We start from the raw sequence: 14,562 nt of genomic DNA on the forward strand, positions 1-14,562 counted from the left end.
CGGGAGATTGAATTGAAGGCTGGCGAAATCATCGTCACTTTTTGACAAATCATCGCCAGCCAGACTTCACGTCAACGTTGACCAAACGACTTGGTCAAACCCAACATGACGCTGCGCGGCGCACCAGCGGCGTAGGTGTTTTGCGTGTTGGGTGTGTAAGCGCCGCTTTTGTAGCTGCTGGACGCATTGTCCGAATACAACTTGTCGGTCAGGTTGCGCACTTGGCCCCAGACTTCCCAGCCATCTTGCAACTTGTGGCTGGCCGTCAGGTTGAGCAGGGTGTGGCCCGCATAACGCACCGTGTTGGCGTTGTTCATCCAGTAGCTGCCTTGCTTGACCAGGCCCAAAGCCACACGGGATGCTGGCGTGAATTTCCAGCCGATTTGGGCGGTGAGGGTGTGGTTGGGGGCCTGCGGCATGCCTTTGCCCGAATAGTCTTCGATGGCCCCCACTTTGTCGCTGACGCGGTAGCTCACAAAAGTGTGCTCGGCCCAAGTTGCGCCCACGCGCCAATCCCATCCACGCAAATCCTGGTTCAGGCTCAGCTCCAGACCCCGGCTGCGGGTGTTGCCCGCATTTTTGTTGAAGCTGTCCCCAATTTCAGAGGTGTAAGACACGATGGTGTCTTTGCCGCTGAGTTGGTACAAGGCCGAATCGAGGCGAATGCCCGAGGCCAACAAGGCACGCCAGCCCACTTCCACGTTGTCGTAGGTGGCCGAGTTCAGTTCTGGAATGGCGGTCTTGCCGTACAGCTGGCTGACCTCAGGCGGTGTGAAGCCCATGCTCAGGTTGCTGTAGAGGCTGCTGGTGGGGCTCAGGGCATAGGTCGCGCCCAACTTGGGGCTGAACTTGGCAAAGCTGCGCACCTCGTTGGCGGCACCGTAGTTGGCCCCTGGCGTCAGGTTGTTCTTGAAGTCGTAGCGGATGCTGTCATAACGGCCACCGGCCACCACACGGATTTGCTCGCTGGGGCTGAACTCCAGCTGTGCAAACGCGGCATCGTTGGCAATGCCCGCGCCGTAGTCACGCACGCCGCCGGGGTTGGCCACGCTGTTCAAGGTGTAGCTGATGTAACGGCCAGTCGGCACATCGCGCACCACTTTCAGGTTGTCCGACACATAGTCGTTCTGACTGCGGTCAATGTAGACGCCTGTGACCAGGCGGGCGCGCAGCCAGTCCAGCTTTTGCTCGTGCTTCACGTCCACGCCCAGAGACTCAACGTGGTTGTTGTTCAAGGTGCCCTTGCAGGTGGCACCCGAGCAAGCCGAGATGGTGTAGTTGGGCAACTGGCCGTGGTCGTTGTTGCGGGCAAACAGGGTCACCGTGGTCAAGCCGCCTTGCGTGGTTTCGCCTTCCCAAGCCAGGTTGGCGCGGGTGGTTTTGTCTTTGCGCCAAGTGAAGGTGTTGATGCTTTTGCCGGGGTTGCTGCGGAAGTCGTTTTCAAACAAGCTGCCGGGTGTGTCCGAGTCCAGGTTCGTGTGCACCAGCGAGGCACGCAACCAAGACTTGTCGCTCAGGTTGTAGTCGCCACGCAGTGTGAAAGAGTCTTTTTTGCCGCCGCTGTACTGCTGCCAGTTATCAGTGTCGCGCTGCGAGCTGTAGTGCGAGAAACGCAAACCCAGATCACCCCAGGTGTTGCTCGCACCCGAGTCCACACGGGTGAAGCCGTCGGTGTTGTCGTGTCGAATACCCACATAGCCCGTGGGTGTGCGTGAAGGACGTTGCGTCAAAAAGTTGACCGCACCACCCACGGCATTGCTGCCGTACAGCGACGAGGCCGCACCCTTGACCACTTCAACCCCGCCCGAGCCGTTCATGTTGTTTTCGTTCAGGGCGTTGTGGTTGAACACGCCCAATGGACGGATCGGGATGCCATCTTCCAGGTACTGGTAGACCGCGTTGGTGCTGATGGGCTGGCGAATGGCCATGCTGTGCTGCTCGTTGCCCAGATCGTTCCAGTGCACGCCCGGAATGCGGTTGATGATCTCGCCCACCGACTTGGGCTTGTCGGCGTCCCACTGGGCGCGGCTGACGGCCCCAATGGACACGGGGGTTTCGGACAATTTGGTTTCAGAGCGCGAGCCCGACACCACGATGGTGTCCAGCGCAGGCGCGGTTTGGGCCACCGCAGCGGCACTCAAACTGGACAACAAGCCGAACACGGCCACAGACAAAGGAGAAAGAGAGAGGGAATTTTTCATGACAAGTTTTCAATCGATCGGTCGCCATCGGCCATTCAGGCCAAGGGCTACAACAGCCGCCGACCACCCAAGGTGGGCTCAGCGTGCGAAGGTGTGGATCAATTAAAAACAGGCGGCCCACGAGAAGGCAAAGGCGGCGCACTGCGGGCCAACAGCAGCGCCTCGGGCAAGGCTTGCACGATGTACGCGCGAGCATCGTGCATATGGGCCAAAGCCGCCACCGTGGGCGGCGGCAATGCGGGTGTGGCGTGGGCGCACAGAGGGCATTCCATGCTGCTGCTCACTGGGGTGGCCTCACCCTCGCCTTGCACCACCACCTTCATGATGCCCATGGCGGAACACACAACATCCATGGTTTTGGGCTGCAGCGTGGCGGCCAAAACCGACACACCCACAAACAGCACGTACCAAACCAGCACGAGGCGGCTCAGTTGGCGCAGGAATGGGCGTTGGAAAAACATGGCGTGGATTATCGCAAAACGACCTACTTGAAATGATCCAAATCAAATTGACCACGATTGTTATGCGGCAAGTTCATCGCGGTAACGCACACATGAAGATGGCGATGTTGGGGCATGCCACCCTGAATGAACTTCACGCACCCAGCCTTTGCATCGCCCTCTTGGCTGTCGCCAACGCATTGGCACGCATCCCGGCAAACATGTCTTTCAAGAACTGTCTGGCCAGTGGCTGCGCTTTTTCGGGCGAACCGGCATTGAAGGGAGGCTGCGGGTCGTACTCCAGGTACAACTGCACCGCCTCGGCATAGACCCGGCTTTTCAGCAGTGCCACCAACTTGAGGCCAAAGTCGATCCCGGCCGTCACGCCGCCGCCTGTGATGCGATTGCGGTCCACCACAATGCGGCCCCGCGTGGGAATGGCACCCAACTCCTTGAGCACATCGCGGGTGTCCCAATACGAGGTGGCTTTGTAGCCCTTGAGCAAACCCGCTGCCCCCAAAATCAAGGAGCCGGTGCACACGCTGGTCACATAGCGGGCGGTTTGACCTTTGGCCTTGAGAAAGGCCAGGACTTCCGGGTCTTCCATCATGGTGAAGGTGCCCGGCACGCCACCCGGCACAAACAACACGTCCAGCTGCTCGGGGCATTGCGCGAAGGTGGTGGTGGGTTTGACCGGAATGAGCGCGGCAGGCCCCGGGCTTTCATTGCCCACGGGCTCCAGATCTTTCCAGAGCAGGTGGATTTCCTTGTTCATCAAGGCCTCGAACACGGTCAAGGGCCCGACCAAATCCTGCAAAAACATGCCTGGATAAACCAACATGCCGATGGTGATTTTGGGACCGCCAATGAGAGGCGCGTAACGGTCCATGGTGGCCAAGTGGTGCTCGTCAGCAGCTTGCTTCGAGGGCGCTTGCACGGCAGCGGGCTTGGCCAACGCTTGGGACGTTTGCACGGCCGAGTAGCCCAGCACCACAGAGGGCCAGGACAACAAACGAGAGAAATAACGACGGTTCATGAGAGTTCAAGGGGCACCCTTGCGGATGCCCCCTCCTGTGGCGTGGTGGATGAATCAGAATTTCGTGCTGATGCCCACCACCAGGCTGCGCGGCAAACCGGGTACGACTTGGCCACCACCAAAATAGGCCATGGGCGCGTAATACTGTTTGTTGAGCAGGTTGCTGATGCTGGCGCTGTACTGGATGTCGCCGCGTTTGTAACTGGCCTGTGCATCCCACAAGGTGACCGCGGGCATCAAGAAGGTGTTGCTGGTGTCACCAGCCAGGTTGGAGCGATGCGACGCGCCCAAGCCCAGTCCCAGGCCACGCCACTCGCCTTGTCGCACGTCGTAACGTGCTGCCACGCGCAGTGTTTGTTCAGGCACATTGAACAGGCGCTTGCCCACCCAAGCGGCATTGGTGTCTTGCGTGATTTCTGCAGTTTGGTGCGTATAGGCCGCAATCCAGGCCAGTGAAGGTGTGGCTTGCCAGCGCACGTCCACATCGAGGCCTTTGGCTTGCTGAACACCCGTTTGTACAGAAAATCCCGGCTTGAGGGGGTCGGGGTCAGCCACGGCGGCGTTCTTGCGTTGGATGTCAAACAAAGCAGCTGTGGCGCTCAAACCCTGCCAGCCCTTGATGCGAAAACCCAGTTCTTTTTGCTCGGCCTCTTCCATTTTGGGCGCCACACTGAACTGAGATCCAAAGGGCACGCGAGACATCTTGCTGTATCCACCAAAGAACGAGACGACTTCACTGGCGTCAAAAACGGCACCGAAACGTGGCGTGACTTTGTTGTTGGTGCTTTGGTTGTTGATACCCCAATCCGCATACAAATCTTTGGCCTCGGTGCGTGTATGGCGCAAGCTGCCATGCAGGTGCCAGGAACCCACTTGAATTTGGTCTTGGACATAAACCACAGTCGAAGTGCTGCGGTTTTGTTGCTGATTGGCCGCAGCAGGCACAGCAGGCTCGCCCCAAGCTGGACGCACATTGCCGGTCAAATCGGTCATCACAAACGGCATATTGGCGAAGGCCATGAAGCCATCGTCGCGAGTCTCATCGCGGTCCAGACCCAAGCTGACACGGTGCAGCGCCTTGCCCGACTGGATGGCCGTCGCCAAACTGAGTTGAACCGTGTTCGATGTGAGCTTTTCCCACAGACGGGCACCACTCAAGACCACGTTGGAGCCAAAACCACTGCCGTACTGGCCTTCGCTGCCATAAGGGAATGGAAACACCCCTCGCTGATCCACTTCTGCGGTGTTGTGTGCGGCCAGCGCCTTCAAGGTCCAGTCATTGTTCAAGACTTGCGTCCACTGCACATTCAGACCGCGTGACTTTTGTGTGGTGTCGGGCAAGCCCGTGGCCGTGACAAAGGTGCTTCGGCCTACGCCTGCAGCAGGCTCGGTGGCCGAGGCGCTGGCGCGGGGCAAGCCCGAATAATCCACCGTGGTGTTGTCCAGCATGCGGGCCTTGATGACCACTTTGGTTTTGGCATCGGGCGACCAAGACAGACTCGGATTCAAAGCCGATTTTCGGAAGAACACGCCTTGGGTTTCGCTGTCAGAGCGGTCATGCTCGCCGTTGACCCGAAACGCCCACGCCTCGTTGATCGGCTGGTTCAAATCAACGTGCGCATTGCGGCGGCCAAAGTTACCCAACTTGACACCCACTTCACGCGAGGCCTTGGCAACAGGGTCTTTGGTCGTCACGGCAATCGTGCCGCCCACCGTCGAATAATTGCCAATCGCCTGGCCGCTGCCGTAGAGGCCACCGGCCGGGCCTTTGATCACATCCATTTGCTGAACGCCCACCAGGCTCTCCTGGTTTTGGAACCAACCTGGCACCGAGACACCATCGACCACCATGGCCGCATTGAAACCGCGGATTTTGAAGCCCACGTTGTTGCTGTCGCGTGGATCGATTTCATTCACATTGCTGACATTGCGCAAGGCGTCCGAAACCGTTTTGCTGCCCTGGTCCTCGATGACCGAACGCGGAATGCTCACGATCGACTGAGGCACTTGCTCAACAGGCACCGCTGAGCGGGTGGCGGCTTGCGTCAAGGCTGGCTGATATCGGTCTTTGTCAGCCGTGACTTCGATGGTTTGAGTTTGGGCTTGCGCTAAAGCGGCGCAGCAAGCCGATGCGGCCATGGCCACGGTGGAGAAGTTCAGTTTTGTTTTCATGTTCTGACAAGATCTGTGTGTGCAAGAAAAAACAGCACGCAAAAAGACATCACCCAATCAATTCGGGTGGAGACAAATCGCCTTGCGGCGTTCAGATCAGGTCAGGCGGCCCGCGAGAAGGCAGTGGCGGCGCAGTGCGGGCCAGCAGCAGCGCCTCGGGCAAGGCTTGCACGATGTACGCGCGTGCATCTGGCACATGGGCCAAGGCTGCCACCGTGGGCGGCGGCAATGCGGGTGTGGCGTGAGCGCACAGCGGGCAGTCCATGCTGCTGCTCAAGGGGGCGGCGTCACCCTCGCCTTGCACCACCACCTTCATGATGCCCATGGTGGAACACACCACGTCCATGGTTTTGGGCTGCAGCGTGGCGGCCAAAACCGAAACGCCCACAAACAACATGTACCCAACCAGCACGAGGCGGCTCAGTGAGCGAAAGAAGGGGTGTGAACGGTGCATGTCCATGCCTCAGCGACTGACAGCCCACGGATTCGCGTGGCGAGGGTTGTGAACAAAGGTTTGGTCGGTCAAGGTGTTCAAGAAAGCGACCAGGTCGCTGACTTCTTGCTCGCTGACCTCGAAGCCCCCGATCAATGAACTGCGCAAGGGGCTGGGCCCGTTGGCCGTACCACCTGCGCGGCCGGCCTGCGCGTAGTGTGCGCGGATGACTTGGTCGAGCGTGGCCATCGAGCCGTCGTGCATGTAGGGCGCAGTCAGCGCAATGTTGCGCAGGCTGGGCGTGCGGAACTTGCCCATGTCATCGGCGTCGCCCGTGAACTCGCTGATGCCCGGGTTGTCTGCGGGGTAAGCACCCCGGCCATCCAGGTTGTGCAAGCCTGTGTTGTGAAAGCCGCGCTCGGCCAATGGCAGCTTGCTGTGGCGGATGTTGTCGGTGAAGGTGAAGCTGCCGTGGCAGTGGTAGCACTCCATCTTTTCGCCAAAGAACAGGCTTTCTCCGCGCTTGGCCGCTGGGGATATGGCCGTGGGCTGGCCGCCGTATTTGTAGCGGTCATACGGGCTGTCAAACGAGAGCAGGCTGCGCTGAAAACTGGCCAACGCCTTGGTCAGAGTGCCCAGCGAATACAAAGCCTCGCTGCCTTTTGCGGCTTCGACCGGAAAGGCTTTGGCAAACAAGTCGCGGTAACGCGCATCGGCTTGCAGGCGTGCAAACAGTTCTTTCTCTCGCCCTGCCATGCCCATCTCGACCGGGTGCTCACCAAACAGCGGAATGAGCGACTGCACCTCCAAAGCCGTGAGGTTGGGGTTGGCCCAAGTCAGCACAGGCAGATAGGCCACATTGGCCAGCGCCATGGCACTGCGTTGCCCCGCTTGCCCGGTCACGCCCTTGGCCACGGCCAATCCATCGGTGAAGGCTTTGTCCTGGTGGTGGCAGGTGGCGCACGACATGCTGCTGTCAGCCGACAGGCGTTGGTCGTAAAACAGGTGCCGCCCCAGCTCGACCTTGGCCGCACTCATCGGGTTGTCTGCGGGCACCACAGGGCGTGGCACCCAGGCAGGCAGGTCCCAATGAAAAACGTCTGTGGAACTGCCCGTGAGCACAGCCCAGCCAGCCAAGGCCAGCAGGCAGGTGCTCAGGGTTTTGCGCAAAGGGTTCATGGCCGAGCTCTGGGGTGCAGATCAGCGCTTGGACAAAAGGCGTTGAGGGCCTGCAGCGGCCACGCCGTCATAGGCCAGACCCAGCGCCTGCATCACAGGTGGGCAGTCGCCGTCTTTGGGGAAGCTCATGCAGCCGGGCGATGTGCCTTTGGCGTTGACGTCCACATTGGCCTGTGCCAGCACCGCGCCCATGTCGGCCACCACGGTGTTTTTGCGCAGGTCAAAGCCCTCGAAACGCACCGTCATGCGGTTGGGGTTTTGGCAAGCGCTGGGGGCCTGGGTTTTGCTCTCGCCCGCGCATGCCGTGCTGCCCAGGTGCACCGAGTAGCGCGTGACCGGGCCCATGGCGTTGGCTGCTGCGGGTTTGTCTGTGCTGATGCCGCTGCTGGCGGTGTCGAACTTGATGAACTTGTAGCCGCCTTGCCAGTTCCAGAACATGGCTGTGGAGTTGAGCGGCGCGGGGGCGACCGTGGGGTCTTGGTGGTTTTGTGCAAAGGGCACGCCCACGGTGAGTTCCACCCCGGTGTACTCACCCGCAGGCACTTGACCACGCACGCTGGTGTTGGTGGCTTCAGTGCCATTGCGGCAAGGGCCTGCGCCGTTTTCAAAGTCCAGCAGCGCCACCGATTGCTGTTGCCACACGCCGTCTTGCGCGAGTTGCACGGGTACGGTGCTGCCGTCTTGGCGCACCAGCTTGACCTCGCTCACGTACATGCGAAAGTCGCTGGGCGTGATGGTCGAACGCGTGCTGCCCACGCCTTCGTAACGCTGGCCGCAGGCAAAGGGCTGGCCGTTGATTTGGGCAGCAAACTTCAGCTCAACGGCTTGGGAAGTGGGTGGGCTGTGCAAGGTGCTGCAGGCGCTCACGGTCAAGGCCAATGCCGTCAGGGTGAAAAGATTTTTCATCGTGTTCTCCAGTTCAAAAATCAATGCTTGTGCGCAGGCGCACCTGCACGCGGTGTTTGCACCCAGACGTTCACACGCCGGGTGCCTGCTTTTTCAAAGACCAGCTCCAGATCGAAGCGGTCACCGTCTTGGAGGGGTTTGACCATGTCCAGCAGCATCAGGTGGTGCGTGCCTGCGCCGCCGTGCCGCAAGGACACTTCGGTTTGCGCGGGCAGCTCCAAGGCAGGCACTTGGCGCATGCGCATGACGTTGCCGTCCATCTGCATGTGGTGGATTTCGACCCGAGCAGCCACGGCGGTGCGGGCCGACAACAAACGGTCAGGCGTTTTGCCTTTGTTGCGGATGGACTTGAAATACACCGCGCCGGTGGTCGTGCCTGCCAGGCTGGGCGTGGCGTAGGGGTGGTCCATGACCACATCGCCTTGGCGAAAGTCGTGCGCTTGGGCAGAGCCCATGCCCAACAACGCCAGGGCCACCAGCCCCATGAACAAGCCGCCCACCACAAAACCCAGGCCAAAGCCGGTTTTTTGAGCGCTTTGCCAGAACCTGAAAATCACTTGTTGCATACCAGACCTTTCAGGCAGCCATGGCAAAGGGCTGGCCCACCGCCCACACGCTGGGCACGCGCAGGCGAGGCTGCTTGCGTTCGGGCAGCAAGGTGTTGAGTTCGCGGCACACCGTCTCGAAGGTGGAGTCGACCACGCGGGCCATTTCTTTGAGCGTGGGCAGTTCTTTGCGCTGCACGGTCAACACACGGCCATCGGCCTGTTTGCCCAACACGGTCAACAAATAGGCCAGGCGCTGCACGATCGACCCCGTGCGCAAACGGTGCATGTCGCAGGTCTGGCGTTGCTGCTGCATGAAGCCCTGCGTCATGGTGGTGTAACGGTCCAGGTCTTGGCCAGCCGCAAGCGGCTGTGCTTGCGCAGCCACCAAGGCCACGGCCGTGAAGGCATAAGGCTCGGCACACAGCGACTCCACGCCGATCAGGTCACCGGCCTGGGCCAGTTGCACCAGAATTTGGCCATCCTGGCCCTGGCGCTCCAGCTTGAAAACACCTTGGGTCACGCGCCACACGGGGCCGACACCGCCTGCGGCCAACAAGCTTTGGCCACGGCTCACGCTGATGGGTTCACCCACCGGAATTTGATTTAAAAATTGCACACTCTGCTCCTGACTGAATGGGCCAGAACACCTGCTTGAAAACAGGCTCTTGGCAAACAGCAGGCGGGCATGGCCCGACCTGCCACGGCTGACTTCAGGCGTGGGCAGGCGGGGCGCGGGAGTGGACCGTCCAGCGGGGGACGGCTTGAGGCATGTGTGGATCCAACTGCGCCAACAAGGGCAGCACTTGTGGCAATGCCTGCCACGCCAAGGGGGTGGGCGGGGGCGCCATGCGGTCGCTGGCCAGCACGCACAAAGCGCAATGGTCGAGCATGGCAGCAGTCGGCACAGAACCTTCGTCGCTCTGTGCATGGCCCTGTTGGTTGAGCGCCGTCTGTGGTGTGCCCTCGGTGGTGCACACCGCCATCCATGGCACGGCGCTGCCCTGGCTCCAGGCCCGCGCACGCGAGACCGTGGGGGCCAAAGCCGCCAGCAGCATCGCGCACAGCAGCCACAGGCTGAGCCTGCGCAGTTGGGCAGAAGTCCAGGTCATTGAAAGGTCAGTCGAGGGTCAAGCCGTCAGCTCAATGCTTGTGCATCTTGCCTTCGCCATGCTTCATGGCGGGTGCGGCGGCCATGCGGGCAGAGGCCTTGATCTCGATGTTCTGGCGCTTGCCGTCTTGGCCTTCGACCACCAGCGTCACGGGCACGGTGTCACCGTCTTTGACCTGACCCTTGAGGTCCATCAGCATGACGTGGTAACCACCAGGCTTGAGCTCGACGGCTTTGCCAGCGGGCAAGGCCAGGCTGGGCACTGCACGCATTTTCATGACGCCGCCGTCCATGGCCATCTCGTGCACCTCAACCACACCCGCCACTGGCGACTGGGCCGAGATCAGTTTGGCGTCTTGCGCCGACTGCAGCTGCATGAAAGCACCTGTGGCTTTTTGTTGCGCCACGGTGGCACGCACCCAAGCGTCCTTCACGGTGACTTGGGCTTGGGCCTGGCTGAACAGGGCCGACATCAGGACGGCAAAAGAGACAACAACGCGTTTCATGGCGAACTCCAGTTAAAAAAGACACAAGGGAAAAGGGGTGTGGCGACGCTTGCAAGCCAGCGCACCGGATCTCGGGCAGGGGGACCGGCGCATGCGGACACGCCGCACTTGGCCGTCAAACAGCTGCCGTGATCAAGAAAATGAGGGGGGAGCGCGGGCCTGCCAAGGCAGGCCAATGAGCGAGGCCAGCCGGGCCTGCTCTAGGGGACGCAGCGCATGAGACAGCCCGACATGGACTGGCGCTGAAACCGACACCACCGGGGGCGCTGCCACCGGCAAACACAAGGGGCAGTGCAGGCCTTGGTGGCTGCTTTGCGCTTCCTCGCCATCGGCATCGAGCTGGAGCAACTTGACGCTGCCCGCTGTGGTGCACACCAGTTGCACACCCTCGGGGTTGACCAGCGGCGAAGCCACGGCCACCCCCACAAACAACACAAACCACACCAGCACGAGGCGGGTGAGGTGGTGGGCGTTGCGCAGGGATTGCAAGAAGTACATAAGGCGTTGATTATGACATCGACGCACTCAACTTGAGCATTGGCGTCTCATGCCAAGGCTTGCGCGTCCTGCTCTTGGGCTGGACCCTGAAGGCTGGCAACAAAGTCAGCAAAAGTCTGAGCAGCACTGCTCAATCCTTCTTGGGGCATCACCAAACCCACGGGCGTGAAGGGCAAGGGTGCGGGGGGTTCCATCACCGCCAATTCACCTGCGTCCACCCACTGACGCACCACACCAAAGGGCACCAAGGTGAGCAAGTGCTGTTGCTTGAGCATGGCCCAAGTCAAGCTGGAAACGCGGGTCACCACCGAAGACAGGGGGGCTTGCACCTCGTGCTCGTTCATCAGTTGATCGAACACGGTGCGGGCCGAGGTCCCCACGGGCGGGGGCAGCCATGTACGCCTGAACAAGTCGGGCCAGTTCAAGGCCTTGCGTCGCAGCAAGGGGTGTTGTGGGCCACAGGCGATGACAAAGCGATCTGGCATCAGGGGCCAAAACCGACAGCCTTGGGGTGGTGTCCGGGGCTCGCGGCAAACGGCCAAATCGATGTCTCCTCTTGCCAATAAGAGGGCCCATTCCGTCGAACCTGTCTCCATCACATGCAGCTGGATATGCGGGTGTGCCAAGCTGAAGGCGGGTATGGCCTGACTCAAAAAACCGCTGATGGCGCCAGCAATCGCCGCGATGCGCACAGACCCACTGCCCTGTAACTTGAGCGCAGTCAAAGCCTCGGTGGCCTGGGCCATGGTTTCGAGAATGCGTGCGGCCATTGGGATGAGTTCGCGTCCGGCAGGCGTGGGCTGAACCCCTCGCGCCAAACGGTCAAACAAGGCGACATCGAGCAGAGACTCCAAGTCGGCCAGCAATTGGCTCACAGCCGGTTGACTCAAACCAACGCTCTCGGCCGTCTTTTTGACGCTGTGCAGTTCACCCAGCATCACCAGTACTTGCAAGTGCCGCAACTTGGCCTTCGCTTGCAGACGGTTCATCAGCACTGTGGCCGTGATCAAGCTCATAGAAGGTATTTGAAATGCTTATAGGTGAAGCCAATTATTGATCATTGTCTGAATTGTGGCCGCCACAATCGGTTTTTTCGAAGACCCATTCCTGCCCAAATAAAAAGGAGACTGACATGCCGCACCCAACCACTTGGTCACGCCGCGCTCTGTGCGCTGCATTGGCCTTAACCCCCTTGGTCTGGCACATGCCATCCAGCGCCCAAGCCGCCTACCCGCAACGCCCGGTGACCCTGGTCGTGCCCAACGCTGCAGGGGGTGCCGCTGACAACCTGGCACGCTCCTTTGCCGACGAACTGGGCAAACACTTGGGGCAATCGGTGGTGGTGGAAAACCTCGGTGGGGCCTCGGGCGCATTGGCAGCGCAGAAGGTCCTGCGGGCCCAAGCCGATGGTTACACCCTGCTTTTTGGGACCACCAGTGACATGGTGGTCACCCCCATCGCCCTCAAAACCGCCGGTTACAGCGCCAAGGACTTCAGTCCGATCGCCAAAGTCGGCAGCACCCCCATGACGCTGGTGGCACGCAACAATTTGGGAGCCACCACGGCGGCGCAAATGCTGGCCCTGGCCAAACAAAAAAGCCAGGGCTTGAGTGTGGGCGTCACGGGCAATGCATCGCTTCAGGCATTTGCCACCGTGGCCATGGAGAGGGCCGCCAAAATTGATCTGTTGGCTGTACCTTACAAAGGGGGTGCGCCCATTTTGAATGACTTACTGGCCGGTCAGATCGACTTGGCCGTTGTGGCCTTGCCCGGTGTTCTGCACCATGTGAAGGCAGGCAAATTGACATGGCTTGGCGTGTTGTCTGACAAACGAGTACCCCAAGCCAGCGATTTGCCCACCTTGGGCGAAACACCCGGGTTTGAAGGCGTGGTGACCGAGATTTGGGCCGGTATTGCAGGGCCATCCGGTTTGCCGCCCGCTGTGGTGAACCGCCTGAGCCAGGCGGTCAAAGCCGTCCTGACGGATGCGGCCTACGTTGAACGCCGTGCCAAGTCCGGTGACACCTCGGTCCCGTTTGCGCCACCGGCCGAGTTCGGGCGCTTTTTGCTGGCCGAAGATGCCCGCTACCGGGAACTGGCCACAGGCATGAAGCTGGAGTAAGTTACCCATGCAGGATATTGAACAAGAAACCCCGCAGCGAACCGTTTTGTCCAACGGGCTGGAGTTTCACCATGTCGAGGCGGGGTCTGGGCCACCCTTGGTGTTTTTGCATGGGGTCTTGGGCGACTGGCGAACCTGGGCACCCCAATGGTCCGCATTCACGTCGCAATTTCGCTGCATTGCCTACAGCCGCCGCTACAACTGGCCCAACCGAAACAACCAAGCTCAGCCTGACCATTCGGCCCTGGTCGAGGCCGACGACCTCCTGCAATTGCTCGATGCCTGGGGCATTCCATCGGCGGTGCTGGTGGGTTCGTCCTACGGGGCCTTCACCGCCTTGGCGCTGGCCCATCGGCACCCTTCCCGCGTGCGGGCCATGGTCTTGTTGGAGCCGCCCATGCTGCGCTGGGCCGAGCGCAGCGAAGCCGGTCGCATGGCCCTGGCCACATTCGAGCGCGAAGTGCGAGAGCCCGCCCGACAAGCCTTCCTGTCGGGTGACACCGAGCGCGGCGCACTGCTGCTGACGGGCGGCATCGTGGGTGCCCAGACCATGCGTCAATTGCCCCATGCTGCCATCGATCGGCGTTTGCAAAACGCAGCGTCCATCCGCATGCTGACACTCTCCAGCGACGAATTTCCCATGATCACGCCCGATGACATTCGGGCCATCCGCACACCCACTCTGTTGCTGGCGGGTGATCAGACCCCGGCCATTCACGAGGCCGTCTACAACAACCTTTGCCGTGTGATGACACAGGCACACACCGGACGCATCAGCAGCGCCGGACATGGTGCTGCTCGGGACAATCCGGCTGAATTCAACCAAAGAAGCTTGGCATTTTTGAACCAGCTTGGCGGCTTGCCAGTGGCTCAGACCAGCCACGCAGGAGCGTGACGTCCTTCCTCAATCGGATAGCGCATGGCATCGGGTCAACTCAAGTGCCAGCTCAAAACAGCGCTGGGCAGCCTCACCCATGCCCGCCTCATCTACCGGGAAAAAACCGGGAATGTCGTATTTGTCGTAGTGCGCATAGGAAGAAAAGGCCATGGCCCAATCTACAAACTGCCGGTCGGTGATGGGGCCTCGCCCTAGCAGTTCTACGTTGTGGTGCCGCTCATCGCGTTGGAGGCTTTTCCACAAAGCATCGATCGAGCCAGAGGGGCCTTCGATGCACTGAACAAAAATTTCCTCGGTGTAGAGCAAATGCCCCGTGATGCCCAAGCTCAGGTTGCGCTTGCGGCACTGCACCAGCAAATTGAACAAATGCAAGCTGCCCAATTTGTGGGTGGCTTTTGAGCGATAAACCAAGCGTTCCAACATAGGGGCTCCAAGACCAACCGGGTATTTTTGTCGACGGTCTTGATGCCTGCCTTACAAAACGCTGGCTCTTACACATTTGCATACCAAGGGCG

16 protein-coding genes are annotated in these 14,562 nt (G+C 60.4%); 2 read left to right on the plus strand and 14 right to left on the minus strand.

Annotated features, from left to right (window positions below; all coding sequences use genetic code 11):
- Window positions 1–71: 71 nt before the first annotated feature.
- The 13 genes from B9Z48_RS13130 to B9Z48_RS13190 all read right to left on the minus strand — a co-directional run bounded on the left by B9Z48_RS13130 (window position 72) and on the right by B9Z48_RS13190 (window position 12,043).
- The gene (locus B9Z48_RS13130) at window positions 72–2,201 is read right to left on the minus strand and encodes a TonB-dependent receptor (protein WP_108378969.1); all 2,130 of its coding nucleotides are present in this window, start codon (window positions 2,199–2,201) and stop codon (window positions 72–74) included.
- Between the two features lie 98 nt (window positions 2,202–2,299).
- Window positions 2,300–2,662 carry a DUF2946 family protein gene (locus B9Z48_RS13135; RefSeq protein ID WP_108378971.1) on the minus strand — a complete coding sequence of 121 codons (363 nt, stop codon included), beginning with the start codon at window positions 2,660–2,662 and terminating at the stop codon, window positions 2,300–2,302.
- A 133-nt stretch (window positions 2,663–2,795) separates the two neighbouring features.
- The gene (locus B9Z48_RS13140; RefSeq protein WP_199233521.1) at window positions 2,796–3,677 is read right to left on the minus strand and encodes a DJ-1/PfpI family protein; all 882 of its coding nucleotides are present in this window, start codon (window positions 3,675–3,677) and stop codon (window positions 2,796–2,798) included.
- 54 nt (window positions 3,678–3,731) lie between these two features.
- A complete protein-coding gene (locus B9Z48_RS13145; protein ID WP_108378973.1) occupies window positions 3,732–5,849 on the minus strand; it encodes a TonB-dependent siderophore receptor in 2,118 nt (705 codons plus the stop codon).
- A gap of 91 nt (window positions 5,850–5,940) precedes the next feature.
- Complete coding sequence (locus B9Z48_RS13150) at window positions 5,941–6,303, minus strand: DUF2946 family protein (RefSeq protein WP_108379094.1); 363 nt, start codon at window positions 6,301–6,303, stop codon at window positions 5,941–5,943.
- Window positions 6,304–6,312: 9 nt separating this feature from the next.
- On the minus strand, window positions 6,313–7,461 hold the full coding sequence (locus B9Z48_RS13155) for a methanobactin export MATE transporter MbnM (protein WP_108378975.1): 1,149 nt from the start codon (window positions 7,459–7,461) through the stop codon (window positions 6,313–6,315).
- A gap of 21 nt (window positions 7,462–7,482) precedes the next feature.
- Window positions 7,483–8,367, minus strand: coding sequence for an MbnP family copper-binding protein (locus tag B9Z48_RS13160; protein ID WP_108378977.1), 885 nt, complete (start codon window positions 8,365–8,367; stop codon window positions 7,483–7,485).
- A 20-nt stretch (window positions 8,368–8,387) separates the two neighbouring features.
- Window positions 8,388–8,933, minus strand: a complete 546-nt coding sequence (locus B9Z48_RS13165) for a copper chaperone PCu(A)C (protein WP_233261120.1) — start codon at window positions 8,931–8,933, stop codon at window positions 8,388–8,390.
- 10 nt (window positions 8,934–8,943) lie between these two features.
- Window positions 8,944–9,531 carry a cyclic nucleotide-binding domain-containing protein gene (locus tag B9Z48_RS13170; protein ID WP_146186281.1) on the minus strand — a complete coding sequence of 196 codons (588 nt, stop codon included), beginning with the start codon at window positions 9,529–9,531 and terminating at the stop codon, window positions 8,944–8,946.
- Window positions 9,532–9,625: 94 nt separating this feature from the next.
- On the minus strand, window positions 9,626–10,024 hold the full coding sequence (locus B9Z48_RS13175) for a DUF2946 family protein (RefSeq protein WP_108378979.1): 399 nt from the start codon (window positions 10,022–10,024) through the stop codon (window positions 9,626–9,628).
- Between the two features lie 31 nt (window positions 10,025–10,055).
- Window positions 10,056–10,529, minus strand: a complete 474-nt coding sequence (locus B9Z48_RS13180; protein ID WP_089952016.1) for a copper chaperone PCu(A)C — start codon at window positions 10,527–10,529, stop codon at window positions 10,056–10,058.
- Between the two features lie 132 nt (window positions 10,530–10,661).
- A complete protein-coding gene (locus B9Z48_RS13185; RefSeq protein ID WP_108378981.1) occupies window positions 10,662–11,027 on the minus strand; it encodes a DUF2946 family protein in 366 nt (121 codons plus the stop codon).
- Between the two features lie 47 nt (window positions 11,028–11,074).
- A complete protein-coding gene (locus tag B9Z48_RS13190) occupies window positions 11,075–12,043 on the minus strand; it encodes a LysR family transcriptional regulator (protein WP_108378983.1) in 969 nt (322 codons plus the stop codon).
- Window positions 12,044–12,159: 116 nt separating this feature from the next.
- Here B9Z48_RS13190 and B9Z48_RS13195 point away from each other — a divergent pair, with 116 nt between their 5' ends.
- On the plus strand, window positions 12,160–13,149 hold the full coding sequence (locus B9Z48_RS13195) for a tripartite tricarboxylate transporter substrate binding protein (RefSeq protein WP_089952025.1): 990 nt from the start codon (window positions 12,160–12,162) through the stop codon (window positions 13,147–13,149).
- A 7-nt stretch (window positions 13,150–13,156) separates the two neighbouring features.
- Window positions 13,157–14,044 (plus strand): alpha/beta fold hydrolase, encoded by an 888-nt coding sequence (locus B9Z48_RS13200; RefSeq protein ID WP_089952027.1) that lies wholly within the window; start codon window positions 13,157–13,159, stop codon window positions 14,042–14,044.
- Window positions 14,045–14,053: 9 nt separating this feature from the next.
- On the opposite strand, the gene B9Z48_RS13205 is transcribed toward B9Z48_RS13200, so the two are convergent.
- Window positions 14,054–14,470, minus strand: coding sequence for a BLUF domain-containing protein (locus tag B9Z48_RS13205; protein ID WP_089952029.1), 417 nt, complete (start codon window positions 14,468–14,470; stop codon window positions 14,054–14,056).
- Between the last annotated feature and the right edge of the window lie 92 nt (window positions 14,471–14,562).

The sequence above is a fragment of the Limnohabitans sp. WS1 genome (assembly GCF_003063265.1).
Taxonomy (GTDB): Bacteria; Pseudomonadota; Gammaproteobacteria; order Burkholderiales; family Burkholderiaceae_C; genus Limnohabitans_A.